The sequence below is a fragment of the Amycolatopsis sp. Hca4 genome (assembly GCF_013364075.1).
GTDB lineage: Bacteria > Actinomycetota > Actinomycetes > Mycobacteriales > Pseudonocardiaceae > Amycolatopsis.
In genome coordinates, this window is sequence record NZ_CP054925.1 from 6,925,194 (window position 1) to 6,941,422 (window position 16,229).

Genomic DNA, 16,229 nt, shown 5'->3' on the forward strand with positions numbered 1-16,229 from the left:
CGGCTCCTTTGCCGGGTGGGTCGGTGCTCAGGCGGGCCGGCTCCGGACGTACCCGAGCCGCAGGGACAGGGCGGCGGCGGTGCCGGCGACGGAGGCGCCGAGTTCGTCGAGCCGGCGCAGCACGCGCGGCGCGGGCCCGGCGATGCTGATGGCGGCGATCGGCCGTCCGGAGTGGTCCCGCACGGCGGCGGCGACGCACCCGACGTCCGGCTCGTTTTCGACGTCGTCGATCGCCCACCCGCGGCGGCTGGTCTTGGCGAGCTCGTCGAGCAGCCGGTGCGGGTCGATGATGGTCTTGAGGGTGAGCGAGTCGAGCTTCATCCGCCGCACCCGTTCGAACCGGTCGGCTTCGGGCAGCGCGGCGAGCCAGGCTTTCCCGAGCGACGTCGCGTGCTGCGGCCGCCGCGTCCCGAGCCGGCAGGCGAGGGTGACGGCACTGGCACTGCGTTCGGTGGCGACGTAGACCATGGTGTCGTTGTCCGGAACGGCGAGGTAGGTGGTCTCCCCGGACCGTTCGGCGAGCGAGGCGAGGTACCGCGGAGCACACCGGTGCAGATCGGTGGCGGCCATCGCCCGTGCCCCGAGTTCGACGAGCCGCGTGCCGAGCCGCACGCGGCCGGTGACCTGGTCGGCCTCGAGGTACTCGAGGTTCTTGAGGGTGCCGACGATCCGGTAGGCGGCGCTGCGGGAAAGCCCCAGTTGCCGCGCGATCGCATTGGTGGAAATCTCCTGGTGCCGCCCGACGTGCTCCAGCACGGCAAGTCCGCGTTCGAGAGTTCCGCTTTGTTCGAGCCCGCGCTCCGGTCCCACGTTGCCCTCCGTTGGACGTTTCCCGCTCAGCGGTACGCCTTTCCGCTGGCTGGGGTTGGACGGTAACACCTCCGATGTATCTGCGGTAGATCTTGGAATAACTCGGAACAATGCGAGTAGTTGTGGATGCTAATTGGTTCAACATCCGATGGTTAAGTTTCCTACCTATGGCGGTTGCGCTGGTGTGGACGGGGGAGTCCGGGGGTTCGGGTGGGTGGATCGTTCATATCCGTGAATGTTTGGGGGAGTTGTCCACGGGGGTGGAGCAATGTGGACAAAACGGCTTGGAGTGGCGTTCTTTCCCGGTTGTTGTCGGGGTGCGCCGATACGCTGGACCCGGGGGGCGCCCCCGCGGGCGGACCGGAGTTCGGCAGCGTCGCGCCGCCGGAGCCGACGGTCCACAGCTGACCGACCCGGTCGAGAGCCGACCGGTCGCCACGCCCTGCCGATCCCCGGCCGTAAGCCGACCGGTCGCCACGCTGCCGAGCCCCGGGCGAGCCGGATGGGGACGTTTCCTCGGCGCGCTGAAGAAAGCCCCCTAACAGATACCGGAAGCGCTATCCGGCCCAAGCCCGGCCGAAGCCCGCCGCGGACCGCAGCTCGGTCAAACCGGATCGGAGGCAGAGAAGGCCGACGTCCCCACAGCCGCCCGCACCTCGGCGATCGCCTCCCTCGCCGCCTCCCCGAAGTCCGCCTCCCCGCCACTCCACCGCTCATAAGCGATGTTCATCGCCAACGCCCCCAACGCCGCAGCAACACGAGCAGCCAGCGCCTCCACTCCACGCCCCTTCAACGCCTCCGCCATCGCCGCCGTCAGCGCGATCCCCTTCAGCGCCTCCCGCTCCTGCAGCTCCGGATGCGCCGCGATCACCGACCGCCGCAACGCGGCGAACTCCCGCCGGGCGGCCGTGAACGCCTCGCGCCCCACCGCCTCCAGCCCCCAGCCCACCGCCTCCAGCGGCCCGGCCGACGGCGGCGCCCCCGCCACCGCCGCGCGCAGCAGCCCGGCCAGCCTGCCGTCGCCGAAGAGCACCTCTCGCTTGTCCTGGAAGTGGCGGAAGAACGTGCTCTTCGTCAGCCCCGCCCGTGCGGCGATGTCGATCACCGTCGTGTTCTCGTACCCGCGCTCCGCGAACAGCTCCAGCGCGGCGCGGCTCAACCTCTCCGGTGCGTTCGGTTCCCAGCGGCCCATGACGACACGGTACTTGGTCCCGTCGGAAGGTGTACGGTGATGAGACCAAGTCCCATCACAACGGGAGGTCCGCGATGAGCCGAGCCGTCATCTACGAGAAGTTCGGTGGTCCCGAAGTCCTCGAGCTGCGAGAAGTCCCCGAACCGCACGCCGGCCCCGGCGAAGTGCGGGTGCGGGTCACCGCGGCCGGGCTGAACCCGATGGACTGGGGCATCGCGCGGCACCCCGAGGCCGCCGCGCGGTTCGGGATCAGCCTTCCCGCCGGGTTCGGGTACGACTACGCCGGCGTGGTCGACGAAGCCGGTCCGGGCGCGAAACACGCTGTCGGCGAGCGCGTCTACGGTGGCGCGCTCGGGCGCGCTGTCGCCGACTTCGTCGTCGTCGGCGCCGAAGACCGGCTCTTCCGCACCCCGGACGGCCTGTCCGACGAGGTCGCGAGCACCCTCCCGGTCGCCGCGTCCTCGGCAGCCGCCGCCCTCGCCGCCGTCGGCTTGCAGGCGGGTGACACCGTCCTCGTCGGCGGGGCCGCCGGTGGGGTCGGCATCTTCGCCGTCCAGCTCGCCAAGCTCGCCGGGGCCACCGTGCTCGGCACGGCCTCCGAGAGCACCTTCCCGTTCCTGCGCGAGCTCGGTGTCGAACCCGTCGCCTACGGCCCCGGCCTGGCCGGCCGGGTCCCGGAGATCACCGCGGCCATCGACCTCTTCGGCACGGAAACCGCCGAGGCGGCCCTGGAGCTCGGCGTCCCGCCCGAGCGGATCGCCACGATCGCCGCCGGTCCCACTCCGCCGGGCGGTGTGCGCGCCACCGGCGGCGTCGACGCCGAGCCGGGCGCGCTCGAAAAGGTCGCCGCCGAAATCGCCGCCGGGCGGCTCACCGTGCCGATCGCCGCCGTCTTCCCCGTCGAAAAGATCCGGGACGCCGTCGCGCTGCAGGCCGAGCGGCACGTCCACGGCAAGGTCGTCGTCACGCTCTAGAGACCCGCGCCACGGACTCAGGAAAATCACAGCGGCCCGGAGGCACCATCTCCGGCGATGTCCCTCCGAAGCCCACTCCGCACCCGCGCGTCCGTGGCCGCCGGGCGGCTGATCGCCTGGCTGTCGCGCAGCTCGGGCCTCGGCCGCGGCGGGATGATCGGCGGCCGCGTCACGCTGGCCCTCGATCCGCTCGCCCTGCGCCGCCTCGGCCGCGAACGCACCGTCGTGCTCGTCACCGGCACCAACGGCAAGACCACGACGTCGCTGATGCTCACCCGCGCGCTGGAGACGCTGGCCGAGGTCGCCGCCAACAGCGACGGCGCGAACATGCCCGACGGCGTCCTCGCCGCGTTGACCGCCCGCCCCGACGCGCCCTACGCGGTGCTGGAGGTCGACGAGACGTACGTGCCGTGGGTCGCCGACCAGGTCCAGCCGGCCGTGCTGGTGCTGCTCAACCTGAGCCGCGACCAGCTGGACCGGGTCGGCGAGGTCCGTGCCATGGAACGCGACCTGCGGGCCGCCATCGCCGGCCTGCCCGGCACGGTCGTCGTCGCGAACTGCGACGACGTCCTGGTGACGTCGGCGGCGAGCGCGGCCGCCAAGCGCGTGTGGGTGAGCACGGGCCGCCGCTGGACCGGTGACTCCACGGCGTGCCCGCGCTGCGAAGGCCGCGTCGAAACCCACGAACGGCACTGGGGCTGCGCCTGCGGGCTGGCCCGGCCGGAGCCCGCGTGGACGCTCGACGGCGAGCTCGTCCGGACGCCCGGTGGCCGCGAAGTCGACCTCGACCTGCGGCTGCCGGGCGAGGTCAACCGCGCGAACGCCGCGCTCGCGCTCGCCGCGGCGCACCGGCTCGGCGTCCCGCCGCACACCGCCGCCGCCCGGCTGCGGACCATCACCGACATCGGCGGCCGCTACCGGACGATCCGCCGGTCGCGGCACTCCGTGCGGCTGATGCTGGCCAAGAACCCGGCCGGCTGGGTGGAAACGCTGCGCGTGCTCGACGAGGACACCCCGGTCGTCGTCGCGGTCAACGCACAGGAAGCCGACGGCCGGGACCTGTCCTGGCTGTGGGACGTCCACTTCGAACGGCTCCGCGGGCGCCAGGTGGTCGTCACCGGCGAGCGCGGCGCCGACCTGTCGGTCCGGCTCTGCTACGCCGAAGTCGCGCACTGGGCCGAGCCGGACCCGGTCACCGCGATCGACACGCTGCCGCCCGGCGCCGTCGAGCTGGTCGCCAACTACACCGCGTTCCGCGATCTGGTCGGCAAGCTGCCCGATGGCTGACTCGATCGTCCAAATCGGACTACTGCTGCCGGAGGTGCTCGGCACCTACGGCGACACGGGCAACGCCCAGGTGCTCGGGAAGCGGCTGCAGTGGCGCGGGCTCGACGCCGAGGTCGTCCCGGTCGGGCTCGGCGACCCGGTACCGTCCACTTTGGACCTTTACCTGCTCGGTGGCGGCGAGGACGGCGCACAGGCGCTGGCCGCCGCGCACCTGCGCCGGTACCCGGGCCTGCGGCGGGCGGTCGCGGCCGGCGCGGTCGTCTTCGGCGTGTGCGCCGGCCTGCAGGTGCTCGGCACCCGCTTCCGCGGCCTGGACGGCGTCGACCACGACGGGCTCGGCCTGCTCGACCTCACCACCGAGCCCGGCGAGCAGCGCGCGGTCGCCGAACTGGTCGCGACGCCGTCCCGGCTGCTGGACGGGGCCGCACTGACCGGGTTCGAGAACCACCTCGGCGTCAGCAAGCTCGGCGCCGACAGCGAACCGCTCGGGCGGGTCGTGCGCGGCACCGGCAACGGCGACGGCACCGAGGGCGCGGTGACCGACCGGGTGGTCGGCACCTACCTGCACGGCCCGGCGCTGGCCCGCAACCCCGCGCTGGCCGACCTGCTGCTGGCCTGGACGGTCGGCCACCCGCTCGGCCCGCTGGAGCTGACCGAGGTCGAACGGCTGCGCGCGGAACGGCTCGCCGTCCCGCGACGGCGCCGGGGCGCGTGACCCGGTGGCGGCGAGCGTCCCGGCGCTGGCCGGCCCGCGCGCGAGCCTCGTTCGTGGCTACGCTGCGTTGGTGAAACTGGGCAGGGTGATCGCCGCGACCGGCGTCCGGATGCGCGCCACCGCGGTGGCCGTCTTCGCGCTCGCGCTGGCCATCGCCGTCGGCGGCGTGGTCGTCGTCCTGCTGCTGGAGGAGTCGCTCGACCGCAGCGTCACCGAGAGTGCCCGCAGCACCGGGCGGCAGGTCGCCATCCAGCTCATCCGCGAAGGCGCGCGCGACCTGAGCGCGAGCGACGTCGCCAGCACCGGCGACACCGAGGCCGTCACGCAGGTCCTGGACGCGCGGGGGACGCCGATCGCGAGCGACCCCGCCATCGTCGGGCACCCGCCGCTGACCGCGTCGCGTCCGGTCGTCGGGCACGAGATCGTCGAAACGCTGCCGCTCGGGCTGAACGGCGACAACGACGACTACCGCGTCGTGTCGCAGGAGGTGACCGGGCCCGGCGGGCCGTTCACCGTGATCTCCGCGCGCTCGCTGGAACCGGTCACGGAGGCCTCGACGCGGCTGACGCTGCTGCTCGGCCTGATCGCCGTGCCGCTGCTGGCGATCGCCGGGCTCGCGGTGTACCGGGCGGTCGGCTCGGCGCTGCGGCCGGTCGAGCGGATGCGCCGGACCGTCGCGGAGATCTCGACGCGCGACCTCGCCTCGCGCGTGCCGCTGCCGCCGGGCGGCGACGAGGTGCACCGCCTGGCCGTGACGCTCAACGAAATGCTGTCCCGGCTGGCCTCGGCGCAGGCCGCGCAACGCCGGTTCGTCGCGGACGCCAGCCACGAGCTGCGCTCACCGCTGTCGACGATCAGCACCGCGCTCGACGTCGCCGGCCGGCACCCGGAGAGCACCGGCGACCTGGTGCCGGTGATCGACCGGGAGACCGCCCGGCTGCGCGAGCTGGTCGACGACCTGCTGATGCTGGCCCGCACCGACGACGCCACGGACCGGCCGCAGCGCACCGAGGTCGACCTCGACGACATCGTCCGCGCCGAAGCCGAGCGGGTCCGGGGCGAGAGCACGGTGGACGTCGAGGTCCGCGCCGGGCCGGCGAAGGTGCACGGCAGCGAGGCCCAGCTGCGGCGGGCGGTGCGCAACCTGGTCGACAACGCGCGCGGGCACGCGCGCTCGCGCATCCGCGTCAGCAGCGCGGTGCGCGGCGACCTGGCCGTGGTCGAGGTGAGCGACGACGGCCCCGGCGTCGAGGCGGCCGACCGGGAACGGATCTTCGAGCGGTTCGTCCGGCTCGACGCGTCGCGGCAGCGCGGGCACGGCGGAACCGGGCTGGGCCTGCCGATCGTGGCCGGTATCGCGGCCCGCCACGGCGGCCGGGCGCGCTACGCCGCCTCGGAGGAGCCGGGCGCGCGGTTCGTGATCGAGCTGCCGGTGATCGACCTGCCGAAGGAGGAGTAGTGCGGCTGCTGATCGTGGAGGACGAGCGCGAGTTCGCGGAGACGCTGCGGCGGGGCCTGGTCGCCGAGGGCTTCACCGCCGACGTCGCGCACACCGGCCGGGAGGGTCTCTGGCGGGCGACCGAGCACGCCTACGACGTCGTGGTGCTCGACATCATGCTGCCCGAGCTGTCCGGCTACGAGGTGCTCAAGCGCCTGCGGGCGGCGGAGAACTGGACGCCGGTGCTGATGCTGACGGCCAAGGACGGCGAGTACGACGAGGCCGACGCGTTCGACCTCGGCGCCGACGACTACCTGTCCAAGCCGTTCTCCTTCGTCGTGCTGATCGCCCGGCTGCGCGCGTTGCTGCGGCGCGGCGCGCCGGCCCGGCCTGCCGTGCTGGAGGCCGGGGACCTGCGGCTCGATCCGTCGGCCCGTACCGTCCACAGGGGACAGAAGCGGATCGAGCTCACCGCGCGCGAGTTCGGGTTGCTGGAGTTCCTGCTGCGGCGGGCGGGGGCCGCGCTGTCGAAGAACGAAATCCTCAGCCACGTCTGGGACGCCCACTACGACGGCGACGAGAACGTCGTCGAGGTGTACATCGGGTACCTGCGGCGCAAGATCGACGCGCCGTTCGGCACGCACACCATCGAGACGGTCCGCGGGGTGGGCTACCGGCTGGTAGACGTTACCCGATCGTAATCAACCGGGTGTTTTCCGGAAATTGGTGCCGCCGGGTGTCCGTGTGTTGCGCCATTTGCTCCCGCCGGTTGCCGCGGATCGCCCAATCATTGCCGCGAACCGGTGAAAAATACCGTCCCGCGACGGCGCTGCGCGTGACGCCGGGTGTTGCTACCGTGGGCCGTCCACCCGCGAAGGGAAGCAATGCCGGAATCGCCGCTGCCGTTCCCTGCTCCGAGCGAACCCGCTCAAAACGAAATTGCTCCGAACCCCTCCGGGAAATCCGTTTCCCGGCTGCGTGCCGCTGACGCCATCCGGGTTGCGAAGGACCAGTTCGGCATGGTGACCGGGCTGACCCCGCACGCCGTGACCGGTGTCCGCGCCCGGGGCGACGGCGGCTGGTCCGTGCTCGTCGACGTCGTCGAGCTGGCCCGGATCCCGGATTCCACCAGTGTGATGGCCACCTACCGGGTGGACGTCGACGCCGACGGCGAGCTCGGCGCGTGCGAACGGCTGCGCCGGTTCACCCGGGGCGCCACCGATTCCTGAAAGGAAGGTCGACAGATTGGCCGCTTCGTCCGATTCGTTGGCGGACATTCTGGAACGCGTGCTCGACAAGGGTGTCGTCATCGCCGGTGACATCGGCGTCAGCGTCGTCGACGTCGAATTGCTGACCCTGCGGATCCGGCTGTTCATCGCGTCCGCGCAGACCGCCCGGGAAATGGGCATGGACTGGTGGACGAACGATCCGTTCTTCGCCCCGAACGCCGCGCGCGCGGAAGTGGGGGCGACCGACCTGGCGGCGCGCGTCGCCGAATTGGAAGCCCGGCTGCCCGTGCCGGGCGGGAAGGAAGAACCGCGGTGAACACCGGAAACTGGCTGTGCGCGTACGCGATCACCCGCAACCGGCCTGCCACCTGGGACGTCGGGCCCGCGCCGCGGCTGATCGGCTACCGCGACCTCGGCGTGGTCGTCTCCGAGGTGGCGCCGACGCGGTTCGACCGCATCGACACGCTCGACCCGGTCGACGGCACGCTCGCCGAGCTGGCCCGCGAGCACGACGCCGTGGTGCGCGCGGTGTTCCGCAGCGAACCGGTGCTGCCGCTGCGGTTCGGCACCGTCCTCGACGGCGAAGACGCCGCCCGCCGGCTGCTGGAGGCGGGCTACGACCAGGCACGCGACTGCCTCGACGAGGTGGCGGGCCACCGCGAGTGGGGTGTCCGGGTGCGGCACGCGGAGCCGGCGGCGACCACCAAACCGGACGCGGCGGGCCTGACGGGAACGCAGTACCTGGTGCGCCGGCGCGAGCGGCTGAAGGCGATCCAGCAGGCGCGCGAGGACGTGGCCGGTTCGGCGGCCCGGCTCGAAGGGGCGCTGCGCCGGCACGCGGCGGACACCGTCGGGCGCGCGCGGCCGCACGGGGTGCTGGTGAACTCGGCGTACCTGGTGGAGACGGGCCGCGAGGCGGCGTTCCACGCGGAGGTCGAGTGGTTCGCCCGCGAGCTGAGCGCGGCCGGGGCCACGGTGGAGACGTCGGGGCCGTGGCCGCCGTACTCGTTCACCGACCTCGAACTCGGAGCGAAGGCGCATGGCTGAGCCCGGCCGGCTCGCCGAGGTCTTCACCCCGTCCGGCACCAACGCCGCCGAAGCCATCGTCGACCTGCTCGACCGGGTCGTGCACCGCGGCGCCGTCGTCACCGGGGACGTGATCATCTCCCTCGCCGGCATCGACCTCGTGCGGCTCGACCTGCGGCTGCTGCTGCTCGGGCTGGACGGGACGGGCGAATGACCCAGCGGATCGCCGCCGACGCCGGCCGCGGGCTCGGGCACCTCGTCGTCACCGTGCTGGACGTCCTCAAGGAAGTCCTCGAACGGCAGGCGCTGCGGCGGCTCGACGCCGGCACCTTGACCCCGGACCAGGTCGAAGCGCTCGGCCAGGCCCTCATCGCGCTGGAACTCCGGTTCGCCGAGATCCGCGCCGCCCTCGACGACATCCCGGCCGAAATCCCCGCGACCGAAGGAGCGAAGTGACCAGACCGGGACAGACCGGTGGCACCCTCACCGATACCCTCAACGTCCTGCTGGACAAGGGACTCGTCATCGACGCCACGGTGAAGGTGTCCCTGATCGGGATCGAGCTGCTGTCGATCGAGGCGAGGGTCGTGATCGCCAGCGTCGACACCTACATCCGCTACCTCGAAGCGATGCAGCGGGTGAACGCGCAGGCGCAGCTGCCCAACCCCGGGCAGGTCTCCATCGGGCTCGACCAGACCGTCGGGCTGATCCCGCCCCCGCCACCCACCCCGGCCGTCGCCGTTCCGGTGGAGCCCGCCATCCCCGTCGAACAGAAGTGACGCTGCAGCTCTACGGCGTCGTGCGGGCCGGGCACCCGCGAGCGCCGCGGACGGTGTGCTGGGAAGACCTCGCGATGGTCGTCGGCGACCCCGAGCCCGACCCGGCCGCGCACCTCGCGGTGGTGTCCGCGCTGGTCGAGGGCGGCCCGGTGCTGCCGGTCCGGTTCGGCACCGTGGCCGAGGACGAAGAGGCCGTCCGCGCCGAAGTGCTCGCCCCGGCCGCCGACACCTACCGCGCCGACCTCGACCGGCTCGACGGCCTGGCCGAGGTGCACGTCTGCCTCCGGTTCTCCGAACCGGGCTCGGCGTGGCGGGCGGCCCGCTCGGACGTCCTGCTCTCCCGGGTCGCCGAACGGGCCCGCGACTCCGTGGCGCTGCCGGCGGGCGAGAGCGCCGACGAGCGGTGGGCGTTCCTGGTCGGGCTGGGCGACCTGCTCGTCGTCCGGGACACCGTCGCCGGGCTCGCGCGCGACGACGGCGTCCACGCCGACTGGGTCGGGCCGTTGCCCGCCTACAGCTTCCTCGACCGGCGGACGTGCTCCCGCTGGAGCTGGTGAGCGGAGGCGGAACAGTCGCTGAATACTCGTCCAGGCGCTGGCCGCCGTGGCTCGCGGCCGGTGATCCTGATGCCGTGACCAGCAGTGAAGTCGCCGCGCTCCCGCGCGCGTTCGGCGGGCCCGGCGCGGGGCCCGGGCAGTTCCGCGCGCCGTCCGGGATCGCCGTCGACGCGCGCGGCCGCGTCTGGGTGGCCGACACCGGCAACGACCGGGTGCAGGCGTTCACCCGCGACGGCACGCTCGTGCGGGTGCTGGCCGGCCGGCTCAAGGCGCCCGAAGCGGTGGCGGTCGACGCGGCGGGCAACGTCTACGTCGCCGACACCGGCAACCGCCGCGTGGTGCAGTTCTCGTGGCAGGGCGGGTTCGTGCGCGAGTTCGGCGGCCTCACCCGGCCCCGCGCCGTCGCGCTGGAGTGCGCCGGGCGGCTGCTGGTCGACGACACCGGGCGCGTCGCCCGGTTCGACACCCGCACGGGCGCGGCGCTGCCCGACACGGCCGAGCCGATCAGCTCACCGCGGGACGTGGCCGACGACGGGACCGGCGGGGTCTGGGTCGCCGAGCCGGGCAACCACCGCATCGTCCACTTCGGAGCGTCCGGCTAGCGCCTCGAGATTGAGGCGGTCGCGCGGACGACGGCGGTGCAGCGGTTCTCGACGTAGGCGAGCCCGCCCTCTTCGGCGATGCGGCGCGCTTCGGCGGAGACGATGCCCTGCTGCAGCCACAGCGCCTTGGCGCCGATTTCGGCGGCTTCGCGGGCGATGCCCGGCGCCTCGGGGGACGGCCGGAAGACGTCGACCAGGTCCACCGGCTCGGGGATGTCCGTCAGGGACCGGTACACCTTCTCGCCGAGCAGCTCGGTCGCGGTCGGGTGCACCGGGATGATCCGGAAGCCGTGAGCCTGCAGGACCGCCGGGACGCCGTGCGCGGCCTTGGCCGGATCGCGGCTCAGGCCGACGACGGCGATGGTCGTCGCGCCGGCGAGGATCTCTTCTGGAGTCATACCGGGTCAACGTCCGGCGCGGGTCAAAGCTTCCAGAGCCGCAGGCCGCGCACGCGGTAGACGGGCCAGAGCACGTGCCACGGCTTCCGCCGGGCGAAGGTCGCCGCGCAGGTCAGGATGTTGCGGGCGGAGGTCGTCGTGACGTCGTGGCGGTCCGGCCAGATGGCGCCCTTGGCGCCGACGGCGATCCGGAAGACGGTCAGCAGGCCGCGGCCCTGCAGGTCGTACTTCGCGCCGGTGTCCCCGGACCCGGGTGCGAGCTCGGCGATCTCGGCGCCGAACGCGCGGGCCGCCTGCGGCGCGATCTCGGCGGGCACGACCCCGACGCTGCGGGTGATCGCCTTGCCGTGCATGCGCCGCGCGTACCGGAACAGCAGCACCCGCTCCCACCACGGCAGCAGCCGGTGGTGCCGCAGGAGCGCGGCGCACTCGCCGTGCCCGATCGCGAAGATGCTCGTGAGCTCGTCGTAGGCAACGTTCGTGGCCGGTTCGTTCAGGTGCAGCCGGACCTCGAACCGGGTGCGCGCGGTGAGTTCGTTGAGCAGCTCGCGGTGATCGAGCCGCGCCTTCGCGCGCGAGAGCGACCAATCGGACATCGGACCTCCAGACGTCGCGCACTGGTGACTAATCCGGTCAAAAGTAGGCCGGACCCGCCAACGGCACGTGACTGTTGCTCCGAGGCCATCCGGCCGTGACTGTGATCGGATTAGTCACGGTCGGCACAGGCTAGTTGGCGCGCGACGCCTGGACCACGCTTTCAGCCGATCTTCTCGCCGTACATCTCGCCGAGCGGGTCGGAGATCAGCTCGACGCGGGCACCGTCCGGATCGGACAGGTAGATGGACGTCTTGCTCTCCAGCAGGTACTGCACGCCGGCTTCGTCGAGCTTGTCCTTGATGGCGTCCCACCGTTCGGGCGTGACGGAGAGGGCCAGGTGGTGCAGTCCACCGAGGACTTCCGCGTACGGGCCGAGGTCGAGGCCGGGCAGGTCGAAGAAGGCGACCGCGTTGCCGTTGCCGACGTCGAAGAAGAAGTGGCTGGAGCCGGGGTAGTCGCGGTTCTCGATCAGCTCGGTGAGCGGGAAGCCGAGGATGTCCTGGTAGAACTCGATGGTCCGCTCGACGTCACTGGAGATCAGCGCGGTGTGGTGGATGCCGCGGCCGTTCGTCGCCGGGCGTTCCGCGGCCGGGCGCAGGTGGCGCTCGCGCAGGGCGTCACGGGCTTCGGCGAGCTGGGTGACCTCGGCGGGGGTCGGTGCCATGTCCCTCACGTCCCTTCCTGGTGGTGCCCTTGACGGTACGCCCGATTTATCTCGCGCGCAAGAGGTTGTCTGGTGAGAGTTCCGCTGGGCGGAACAGGGCTGCTTGTGTCCGGCCGCCGCGCACGGCAGAGTTCCGGGGGTGGATGCCAGCGAGGTGCAGGAGGCCGCTTCGGCGCTGGCGCGGGCTTACGCCACGCGCGAGCCGATCGAGCCGCTGATCAAGACGTATCCCGACGCGGGCGTCGAGGACGCCTACCGGATCCAGCAGGAGCAGGTGCGGCACTGGGTCGAGGGCGGCGACGCCGTCCGCGGGCACAAGGTCGGCCTCGCGTCGGCGGCGATGCAGCGGCAGATGGGCGTCGACCAGCCCGACTACGGGCACCTCACCGGCAGCATGTTCCACCTCGAGCATCAGCCGATCCCGACGTCGGCGTTCCTGCAGCCGCGGATCGAGCCGGAGATCGCGTTCGTGCTGGGCTCCGCCCTGCGCGGCCCGGGGGTGACGGTCGCCGACGCGGTGCGGGCGGTCGAGTTCGTGCTGCCGTCGCTGGAGATCGTCGACTCCCGCATCCAGGACTGGAAGATCTCGCTGTTCGACACGATCGCGGACAACGCTTCCTCGGGTGGGGTGGTCCTGGGCAGCAGCCCGACGGCTCTGGGGTCGGTGGATCTGCGGCTCGCGGGGTGCGTGCTGTACCAGAACGGCTCGGTGGCGGCGACCGGCGCGGGCGGCGCGGTGCTGGGCTCGCCGTTGAACTCGCTGGTGTGGCTGGCGAACACGGTGGGCCCGCTGGGCGTCACGCTGGAGCCAGGGCACGTGGTGCTGCCGGGGTCGATGACCCGGGCGATCCCGGTGTCCCCCGGCGACACGATCGTCGCGACGATCGCCGGCATCGGCAGCGTCACCGCGGTGTTTTCGGAGGAATCGTGAACGTGCGAGAAGCGGCTGCTTCTTTGTTGGAGACGGGTTCGGAGCGCGCACCGCTCTCGGCGGAGTGGCCGGACCTAGACGTGGACACGGCGTACGCGATCCAGGACGAGGCTTTGCGCCGGCGCCGGGCCCGCGGTGAGACGCTGATCGGGGTGAAGCTGGGGCTGACGTCCCGGGCCAAGCAGCAGCGGATGGGCATCGACCAGCCGCTCCTGGCCTGGCTGACGGACGCGATGGTGCTGCCGGCGGGCGTGCCGGTGCCGTCCCTGATCCACCCGCGGGCCGAGCCGGAGCTGGTGTTCGTGCTGGGCCGCCGGCTGGCGGGCCCGGGCGTGACGGCGGCAACGGCCCTGGCGGCGGTCGATCGCGTGTACGGCGGGATCGAGGTGATCGACAGCCGCTACGCGGACTACCGGTTCACGCTCCCGGACGCGATCGCGGACAACGGCTCGTCGGCGTACTTCAGCGTCGGCCCGGTCGGGGTCCCGCCGACGTCGTTGGACCTGACCCTGGAGGCGGCGCTCCTGGAGGTCGACGGCCAGATAGTCGACACGGCCACGGGAGCGGCGGTCCAAGGCCACCCGGCGGAGGCCCTCGCCCTGGCGGCAAACGCCCTTGCTGCCCGCGGCCTGGCTTTGGAACCGGGCTGGCTCGTCCTGACCGGCGGCATGACGGACGCGGTCCCGCTCGCTTCCGCCGCCCGCGTCGCAGCCCACTTCTCCCACCTGGGCTCCCTGACCCTCACCCCCTAACCGCCAGATACCCCTCCAATCACGTGTGATGCCCCTCCAGTCACGCGAGTTTCCCCCTCAATCACGCGAGATCCCCTCCCAATCACACGAGATCCGCCCCGGATCACGCGAGTTCCGGGCCCAATCACGCGAGCGCCGTGAACCGGCCCGGCGAGCTGGCCCGGCGGGCCGACCGGCGTACCTGGGGGGTCGGTTCGCGTATCTGGAGGGTCGACCGGCGTACCTGGAGGGTCGGTTGGCGTACCCGGAAGGGCATGTCGCGTGATTGAAGGGGCATCACACGTGATTGGAGGGGTATCTCGCGTGATTGGGGGCGGATCTCGCGTGATTGGGTGCGTGACTTGCGTGATTGGAGGGGGATCTCGTGGTCAGGGGCGGTAGGCGCGGGCCTGGATTTCGTAGAGCTCGTGGTAGACGCCGCCCGCGCGGATGAGGTCGTCGTGGGTTCCTTGCTCTACCAGCCTTCCCTTCTCCAGTACCAGGATGCGGTCGGCCGAGCGGATGTTGGCCAGGCGGTGGGTCACCAGGACCGTCGTGCGGCGGCCGCGGCCTGATCTGCTCGCGTGCTGGAGCCCCGCGAACACGCGGGCCTCCGCTCGGGCGTCGAGGGCTGCCGTGGGTTCGTCGGCCACCAGGACCGAGGCGTTGCGGTAGATGCCGCGGGCGATGCCCATGCGTTGCCACTGGCCGCCGGAGAGGTCGTGGCCCTCGTCGAACTTCTTCGACAGGACCGTGTTTTCGCCCGACGGCAGGGAACTGATCACCTCGTCCGCGCCCGAGTAGTCGACCGCTTCGCGCCAGGCCTGCCGCTCCGGGTCCGGGCGGCCGAGGCGGCCGACCGTGATGTTGTTCGCCGCCGTCATCGGCCACTCCGCCGGCTCCTGGGCGATCACCGCGATGTTCGCGTGCACCGAGGCCGGGTCCGCCAGGGCGAGGTCGACGTCGTCCCAGTGGACCGTGCCCTCGTCCGGTGGGTACAGCCCGGTCAGCAGCTTGCCGAGCGTCGTCTTCCCCGAGCCGTTTTCCCCGACGAGGGCGACCACTTCGCCTCGCCGGATCGTCAGCGAGATGTCGCGCAGCGCCGGGTTGTCCCGGCCCGGATAGCGGAACGTGACGCCCTCCAGCCGGATCTCGCCCGGGTCCGCGGGCGCCGCCACCGACGTCGGCGGGGGTTGCCGCTTCCGGGACTCCGCGAGCAGCTGGTTGTAGAACCCGATGTAGAAGGAGTCTTCGTACAGCGAGTTGACCGCGCGCATGGTGTTGGACAGCGCCGTCGACGCCGTGCGCATCGCCAGCACCGCCGTGCCGGCCAAAGCCAGCTCCATCGAGCCGGTGTAGAGCAGCCAGCCAAGCACCAGGTACGCGACCGCCGTGCCGAAGCCGGCCGCCGCGCGCCCGCTGGTGCGCACCAGGTTGCTGCGGTGCGCCAGCCGGATCTCTTCGCGCGTGAGGCTGCGCGAGATCCGCCGGTACTCGCCGAGCAGCGGCTCCTGCAGCGTCAGCGCGTGCCGCTCGAGCGCCATCGAACGCCAGGTGGCGACCTCCTCGACGACGGACTTGCGGATGTTGCGCCCGACGGTGTCCAGGAAGTGCCGGTAGTTCAGCTTCGCGACGCGCGCGGCGGCCCAGCCGTCGGCCGCCGCGGCGAGCAGCAGCACCGGGGCCAGCCACGGGTTGAGCAGCCCGGCCGTGATCATCGCCGCCACCAGCGAGATCACCGACGACGTCAGGTCGGCCAGCCGCCGCAGGCTCGTCTCGATGGCGCGCACCCCGTACCGCGCGCCCTGCCGGGCCAGCTCCCGGAAGTCCGCGTCTTCGAACGCGATCAGCCGGACGCGCACGACCGCGGCCGTCACCGCGTCGTCCGCCTCCGCCGTCACCCGCGGCCGCAGTGCACCTTCGACGGCGGCGACGGCCGCATCCAGCAACGCGCGCGCCGCGTACGACCCGGTGACGACGGCGATCGCCAGCAGCGACTGCACCACGCGCTCCGGCGTCGGGCCCTGCGCGAGCAGCGCGGTGAAGACATTCGCGGTCGCGAGCAGCCCGAAGGCGGTGACGCAGCCGGAGACGACGTGCACCACGGCGGCCAGCAGCGTCAGCCGCGGCGACGTCCGCCACGCCAGCCGCAGCACGACCGAGATCGCCGTGGGCAGGGTGCGCACGGCCTGGCCGAAGCCCGCGGCGGCCACGCGTTCGTCGACGCGCGCCCACTCGGGCATCTTCATGTTCTCGACCCCGATCAGCGGGGGCGGCTCGGCGGTTCCGGTCACGCCCC

Annotated in this window: 21 protein-coding genes; 15 read left to right on the forward strand and 6 right to left on the reverse strand. The window is 72.5% G+C overall.

Annotated elements, in window-relative coordinates; translation table 11 throughout:
- Positions 1-27: 27 nt before the first annotated feature.
- Together HUT10_RS31125 and HUT10_RS31130 are read right to left on the reverse strand one after the other, a co-directional pair.
- Positions 28-810 carry an IclR family transcriptional regulator gene (locus tag HUT10_RS31125; RefSeq protein ID WP_176174447.1) on the reverse strand — a complete coding sequence of 261 codons (783 nt, stop codon included), beginning with the start codon at positions 808-810 and terminating at the stop codon, positions 28-30.
- A gap of 604 nt (positions 811-1,414) precedes the next feature.
- A complete protein-coding gene (locus tag HUT10_RS31130; RefSeq protein ID WP_176174448.1) occupies positions 1,415-2,002 on the reverse strand; it encodes a TetR/AcrR family transcriptional regulator in 588 nt (195 codons plus the stop codon).
- 74 nt (positions 2,003-2,076) lie between these two features.
- Between HUT10_RS31130 and HUT10_RS31135 the strand changes: the two genes are divergently transcribed.
- The 13 genes from HUT10_RS31135 (at position 2,077) to HUT10_RS31195 (ending at position 10,609) form a co-directional block, all read left to right on the forward strand.
- Positions 2,077-2,976 (forward strand): NADP-dependent oxidoreductase, encoded by a 900-nt coding sequence (locus HUT10_RS31135; protein ID WP_176174449.1) that lies wholly within the window; start codon positions 2,077-2,079, stop codon positions 2,974-2,976.
- 57 nt (positions 2,977-3,033) lie between these two features.
- Complete coding sequence (locus HUT10_RS31140) at positions 3,034-4,263, forward strand: MurT ligase domain-containing protein (protein ID WP_176174450.1); 1,230 nt, start codon at positions 3,034-3,036, stop codon at positions 4,261-4,263.
- Positions 4,256-4,978 (forward strand): type 1 glutamine amidotransferase, encoded by a 723-nt coding sequence (locus tag HUT10_RS31145; protein ID WP_176174451.1) that lies wholly within the window; start codon positions 4,256-4,258, stop codon positions 4,976-4,978. The genes HUT10_RS31140 and HUT10_RS31145 overlap by 8 nt, the downstream gene beginning before the upstream one ends.
- A 70-nt stretch (positions 4,979-5,048) precedes the next feature.
- The gene (locus tag HUT10_RS31150) at positions 5,049-6,437 is read left to right on the forward strand and encodes a cell wall metabolism sensor histidine kinase WalK (RefSeq protein WP_254897097.1); all 1,389 of its coding nucleotides are present in this window, start codon (positions 5,049-5,051) and stop codon (positions 6,435-6,437) included.
- Positions 6,437-7,117, forward strand: coding sequence for a response regulator transcription factor (locus tag HUT10_RS31155; protein ID WP_176174452.1), 681 nt, complete (start codon positions 6,437-6,439; stop codon positions 7,115-7,117). Before HUT10_RS31150 ends, HUT10_RS31155 begins: the two co-directional genes overlap by 1 nt.
- Before the next feature lie 183 nt (positions 7,118-7,300).
- A complete protein-coding gene (locus HUT10_RS31160; protein ID WP_254897098.1) occupies positions 7,301-7,645 on the forward strand; it encodes a gas vesicle protein in 345 nt (114 codons plus the stop codon).
- Positions 7,646-7,661: 16 nt separating this feature from the next.
- Positions 7,662-7,961 carry a gas vesicle protein gene (locus tag HUT10_RS31165; RefSeq protein ID WP_176174453.1) on the forward strand — a complete coding sequence of 100 codons (300 nt, stop codon included), beginning with the start codon at positions 7,662-7,664 and terminating at the stop codon, positions 7,959-7,961.
- Positions 7,958-8,692, forward strand: coding sequence for a GvpL/GvpF family gas vesicle protein (locus tag HUT10_RS31170; RefSeq protein ID WP_176174454.1), 735 nt, complete (start codon positions 7,958-7,960; stop codon positions 8,690-8,692). Before HUT10_RS31165 ends, HUT10_RS31170 begins: the two co-directional genes overlap by 4 nt.
- Positions 8,685-8,885 carry a gas vesicle protein GvpJ gene (gene gvpJ / locus HUT10_RS31175; RefSeq protein ID WP_176174455.1) on the forward strand — a complete coding sequence of 67 codons (201 nt, stop codon included), beginning with the start codon at positions 8,685-8,687 and terminating at the stop codon, positions 8,883-8,885. Before HUT10_RS31170 ends, gvpJ (HUT10_RS31175) begins: the two co-directional genes overlap by 8 nt.
- Positions 8,882-9,127: a gas vesicle protein K gene (locus HUT10_RS31180; protein WP_176174456.1), complete on the forward strand. Its 246-nt coding sequence runs from the start codon at positions 8,882-8,884 to the stop codon at positions 9,125-9,127. Before gvpJ (HUT10_RS31175) ends, HUT10_RS31180 begins: the two co-directional genes overlap by 4 nt.
- Positions 9,124-9,450, forward strand: a complete 327-nt coding sequence (gene gvpJ / locus HUT10_RS31185; protein ID WP_176174457.1) for a gas vesicle protein GvpJ — start codon at positions 9,124-9,126, stop codon at positions 9,448-9,450. Before HUT10_RS31180 ends, gvpJ (HUT10_RS31185) begins: the two co-directional genes overlap by 4 nt.
- Entirely contained in the window at positions 9,447-10,007 is a 561-nt protein-coding gene (locus HUT10_RS31190) for a GvpL/GvpF family gas vesicle protein (protein WP_176174458.1), read from the forward strand. Before gvpJ (HUT10_RS31185) ends, HUT10_RS31190 begins: the two co-directional genes overlap by 4 nt.
- Before the next feature lie 74 nt (positions 10,008-10,081).
- Positions 10,082-10,609 carry an NHL repeat-containing protein gene (locus HUT10_RS31195; protein ID WP_176174459.1) on the forward strand — a complete coding sequence of 176 codons (528 nt, stop codon included), beginning with the start codon at positions 10,082-10,084 and terminating at the stop codon, positions 10,607-10,609.
- On the opposite strand, the gene HUT10_RS31200 is transcribed toward HUT10_RS31195, so the two are convergent.
- The 3 genes from HUT10_RS31200 to HUT10_RS31210 all read right to left on the reverse strand — a co-directional run bounded on the left by HUT10_RS31200 (position 10,606) and on the right by HUT10_RS31210 (position 12,268).
- Entirely contained in the window at positions 10,606-11,007 is a 402-nt protein-coding gene (locus HUT10_RS31200) for a CoA-binding protein (RefSeq protein WP_176174460.1), read from the reverse strand. The two genes, HUT10_RS31195 and HUT10_RS31200, sit on opposite strands and share 4 nt — an antisense overlap.
- A 23-nt stretch (positions 11,008-11,030) precedes the next feature.
- The gene (locus HUT10_RS31205) at positions 11,031-11,603 is read right to left on the reverse strand and encodes a hypothetical protein (protein ID WP_176174461.1); all 573 of its coding nucleotides are present in this window, start codon (positions 11,601-11,603) and stop codon (positions 11,031-11,033) included.
- 161 nt (positions 11,604-11,764) lie between these two features.
- The gene (locus HUT10_RS31210; protein ID WP_176174462.1) at positions 11,765-12,268 is read right to left on the reverse strand and encodes a VOC family protein; all 504 of its coding nucleotides are present in this window, start codon (positions 12,266-12,268) and stop codon (positions 11,765-11,767) included.
- A gap of 139 nt (positions 12,269-12,407) precedes the next feature.
- Here HUT10_RS31210 and HUT10_RS31215 point away from each other — a divergent pair, with 139 nt between their 5' ends.
- Together HUT10_RS31215 and HUT10_RS31220 are read left to right on the forward strand one after the other, a co-directional pair.
- A complete protein-coding gene (locus HUT10_RS31215) occupies positions 12,408-13,199 on the forward strand; it encodes a 2-keto-4-pentenoate hydratase (protein ID WP_176174463.1) in 792 nt (263 codons plus the stop codon).
- 23 nt (positions 13,200-13,222) lie between these two features.
- Positions 13,223-13,951 (forward strand): 2-keto-4-pentenoate hydratase, encoded by a 729-nt coding sequence (locus HUT10_RS31220; RefSeq protein ID WP_176178110.1) that lies wholly within the window; start codon positions 13,223-13,225, stop codon positions 13,949-13,951.
- A gap of 368 nt (positions 13,952-14,319) precedes the next feature.
- On the opposite strand, the gene HUT10_RS31225 is transcribed toward HUT10_RS31220, so the two are convergent.
- On the reverse strand, positions 14,320-16,224 hold the full coding sequence (locus HUT10_RS31225) for an ABC transporter ATP-binding protein (RefSeq protein ID WP_217709654.1): 1,905 nt from the start codon (positions 16,222-16,224) through the stop codon (positions 14,320-14,322).
- Positions 16,225-16,229 lie beyond the last annotated feature (5 nt).

Coding starts and splice junctions, on each gene's coding strand:
- HUT10_RS31130 (WP_176174448.1), bottom strand. CDS start 2,002: ATGGGCCGCTGGGAACCGAACGCACCGGAGAGGTTGAGCCGCGCCGCG.
- HUT10_RS31135 (WP_176174449.1), top strand. CDS start 2,077: ATGAGCCGAGCCGTCATCTACGAGAAGTTCGGTGGTCCCGAAGTCCTC.
- HUT10_RS31140 (WP_176174450.1), top strand. CDS start 3,034: ATGTCCCTCCGAAGCCCACTCCGCACCCGCGCGTCCGTGGCCGCCGGG.
- HUT10_RS31145 (WP_176174451.1), top strand. CDS start 4,256: ATGGCTGACTCGATCGTCCAAATCGGACTACTGCTGCCGGAGGTGCTC.
- HUT10_RS31160 (WP_254897098.1), top strand. CDS start 7,301: ATGCCGGAATCGCCGCTGCCGTTCCCTGCTCCGAGCGAACCCGCTCAA.
- gvpJ (WP_176174455.1), top strand. CDS start 8,685: ATGGCTGAGCCCGGCCGGCTCGCCGAGGTCTTCACCCCGTCCGGCACC.
- HUT10_RS31180 (WP_176174456.1), top strand. CDS start 8,882: ATGACCCAGCGGATCGCCGCCGACGCCGGCCGCGGGCTCGGGCACCTC.
- HUT10_RS31200 (WP_176174460.1), bottom strand. CDS start 11,007: ATGACTCCAGAAGAGATCCTCGCCGGCGCGACGACCATCGCCGTCGTC.
- HUT10_RS31205 (WP_176174461.1), bottom strand. CDS start 11,603: ATGTCCGATTGGTCGCTCTCGCGCGCGAAGGCGCGGCTCGATCACCGC.
- HUT10_RS31210 (WP_176174462.1), bottom strand. CDS start 12,268: ATGGCACCGACCCCCGCCGAGGTCACCCAGCTCGCCGAAGCCCGTGAC.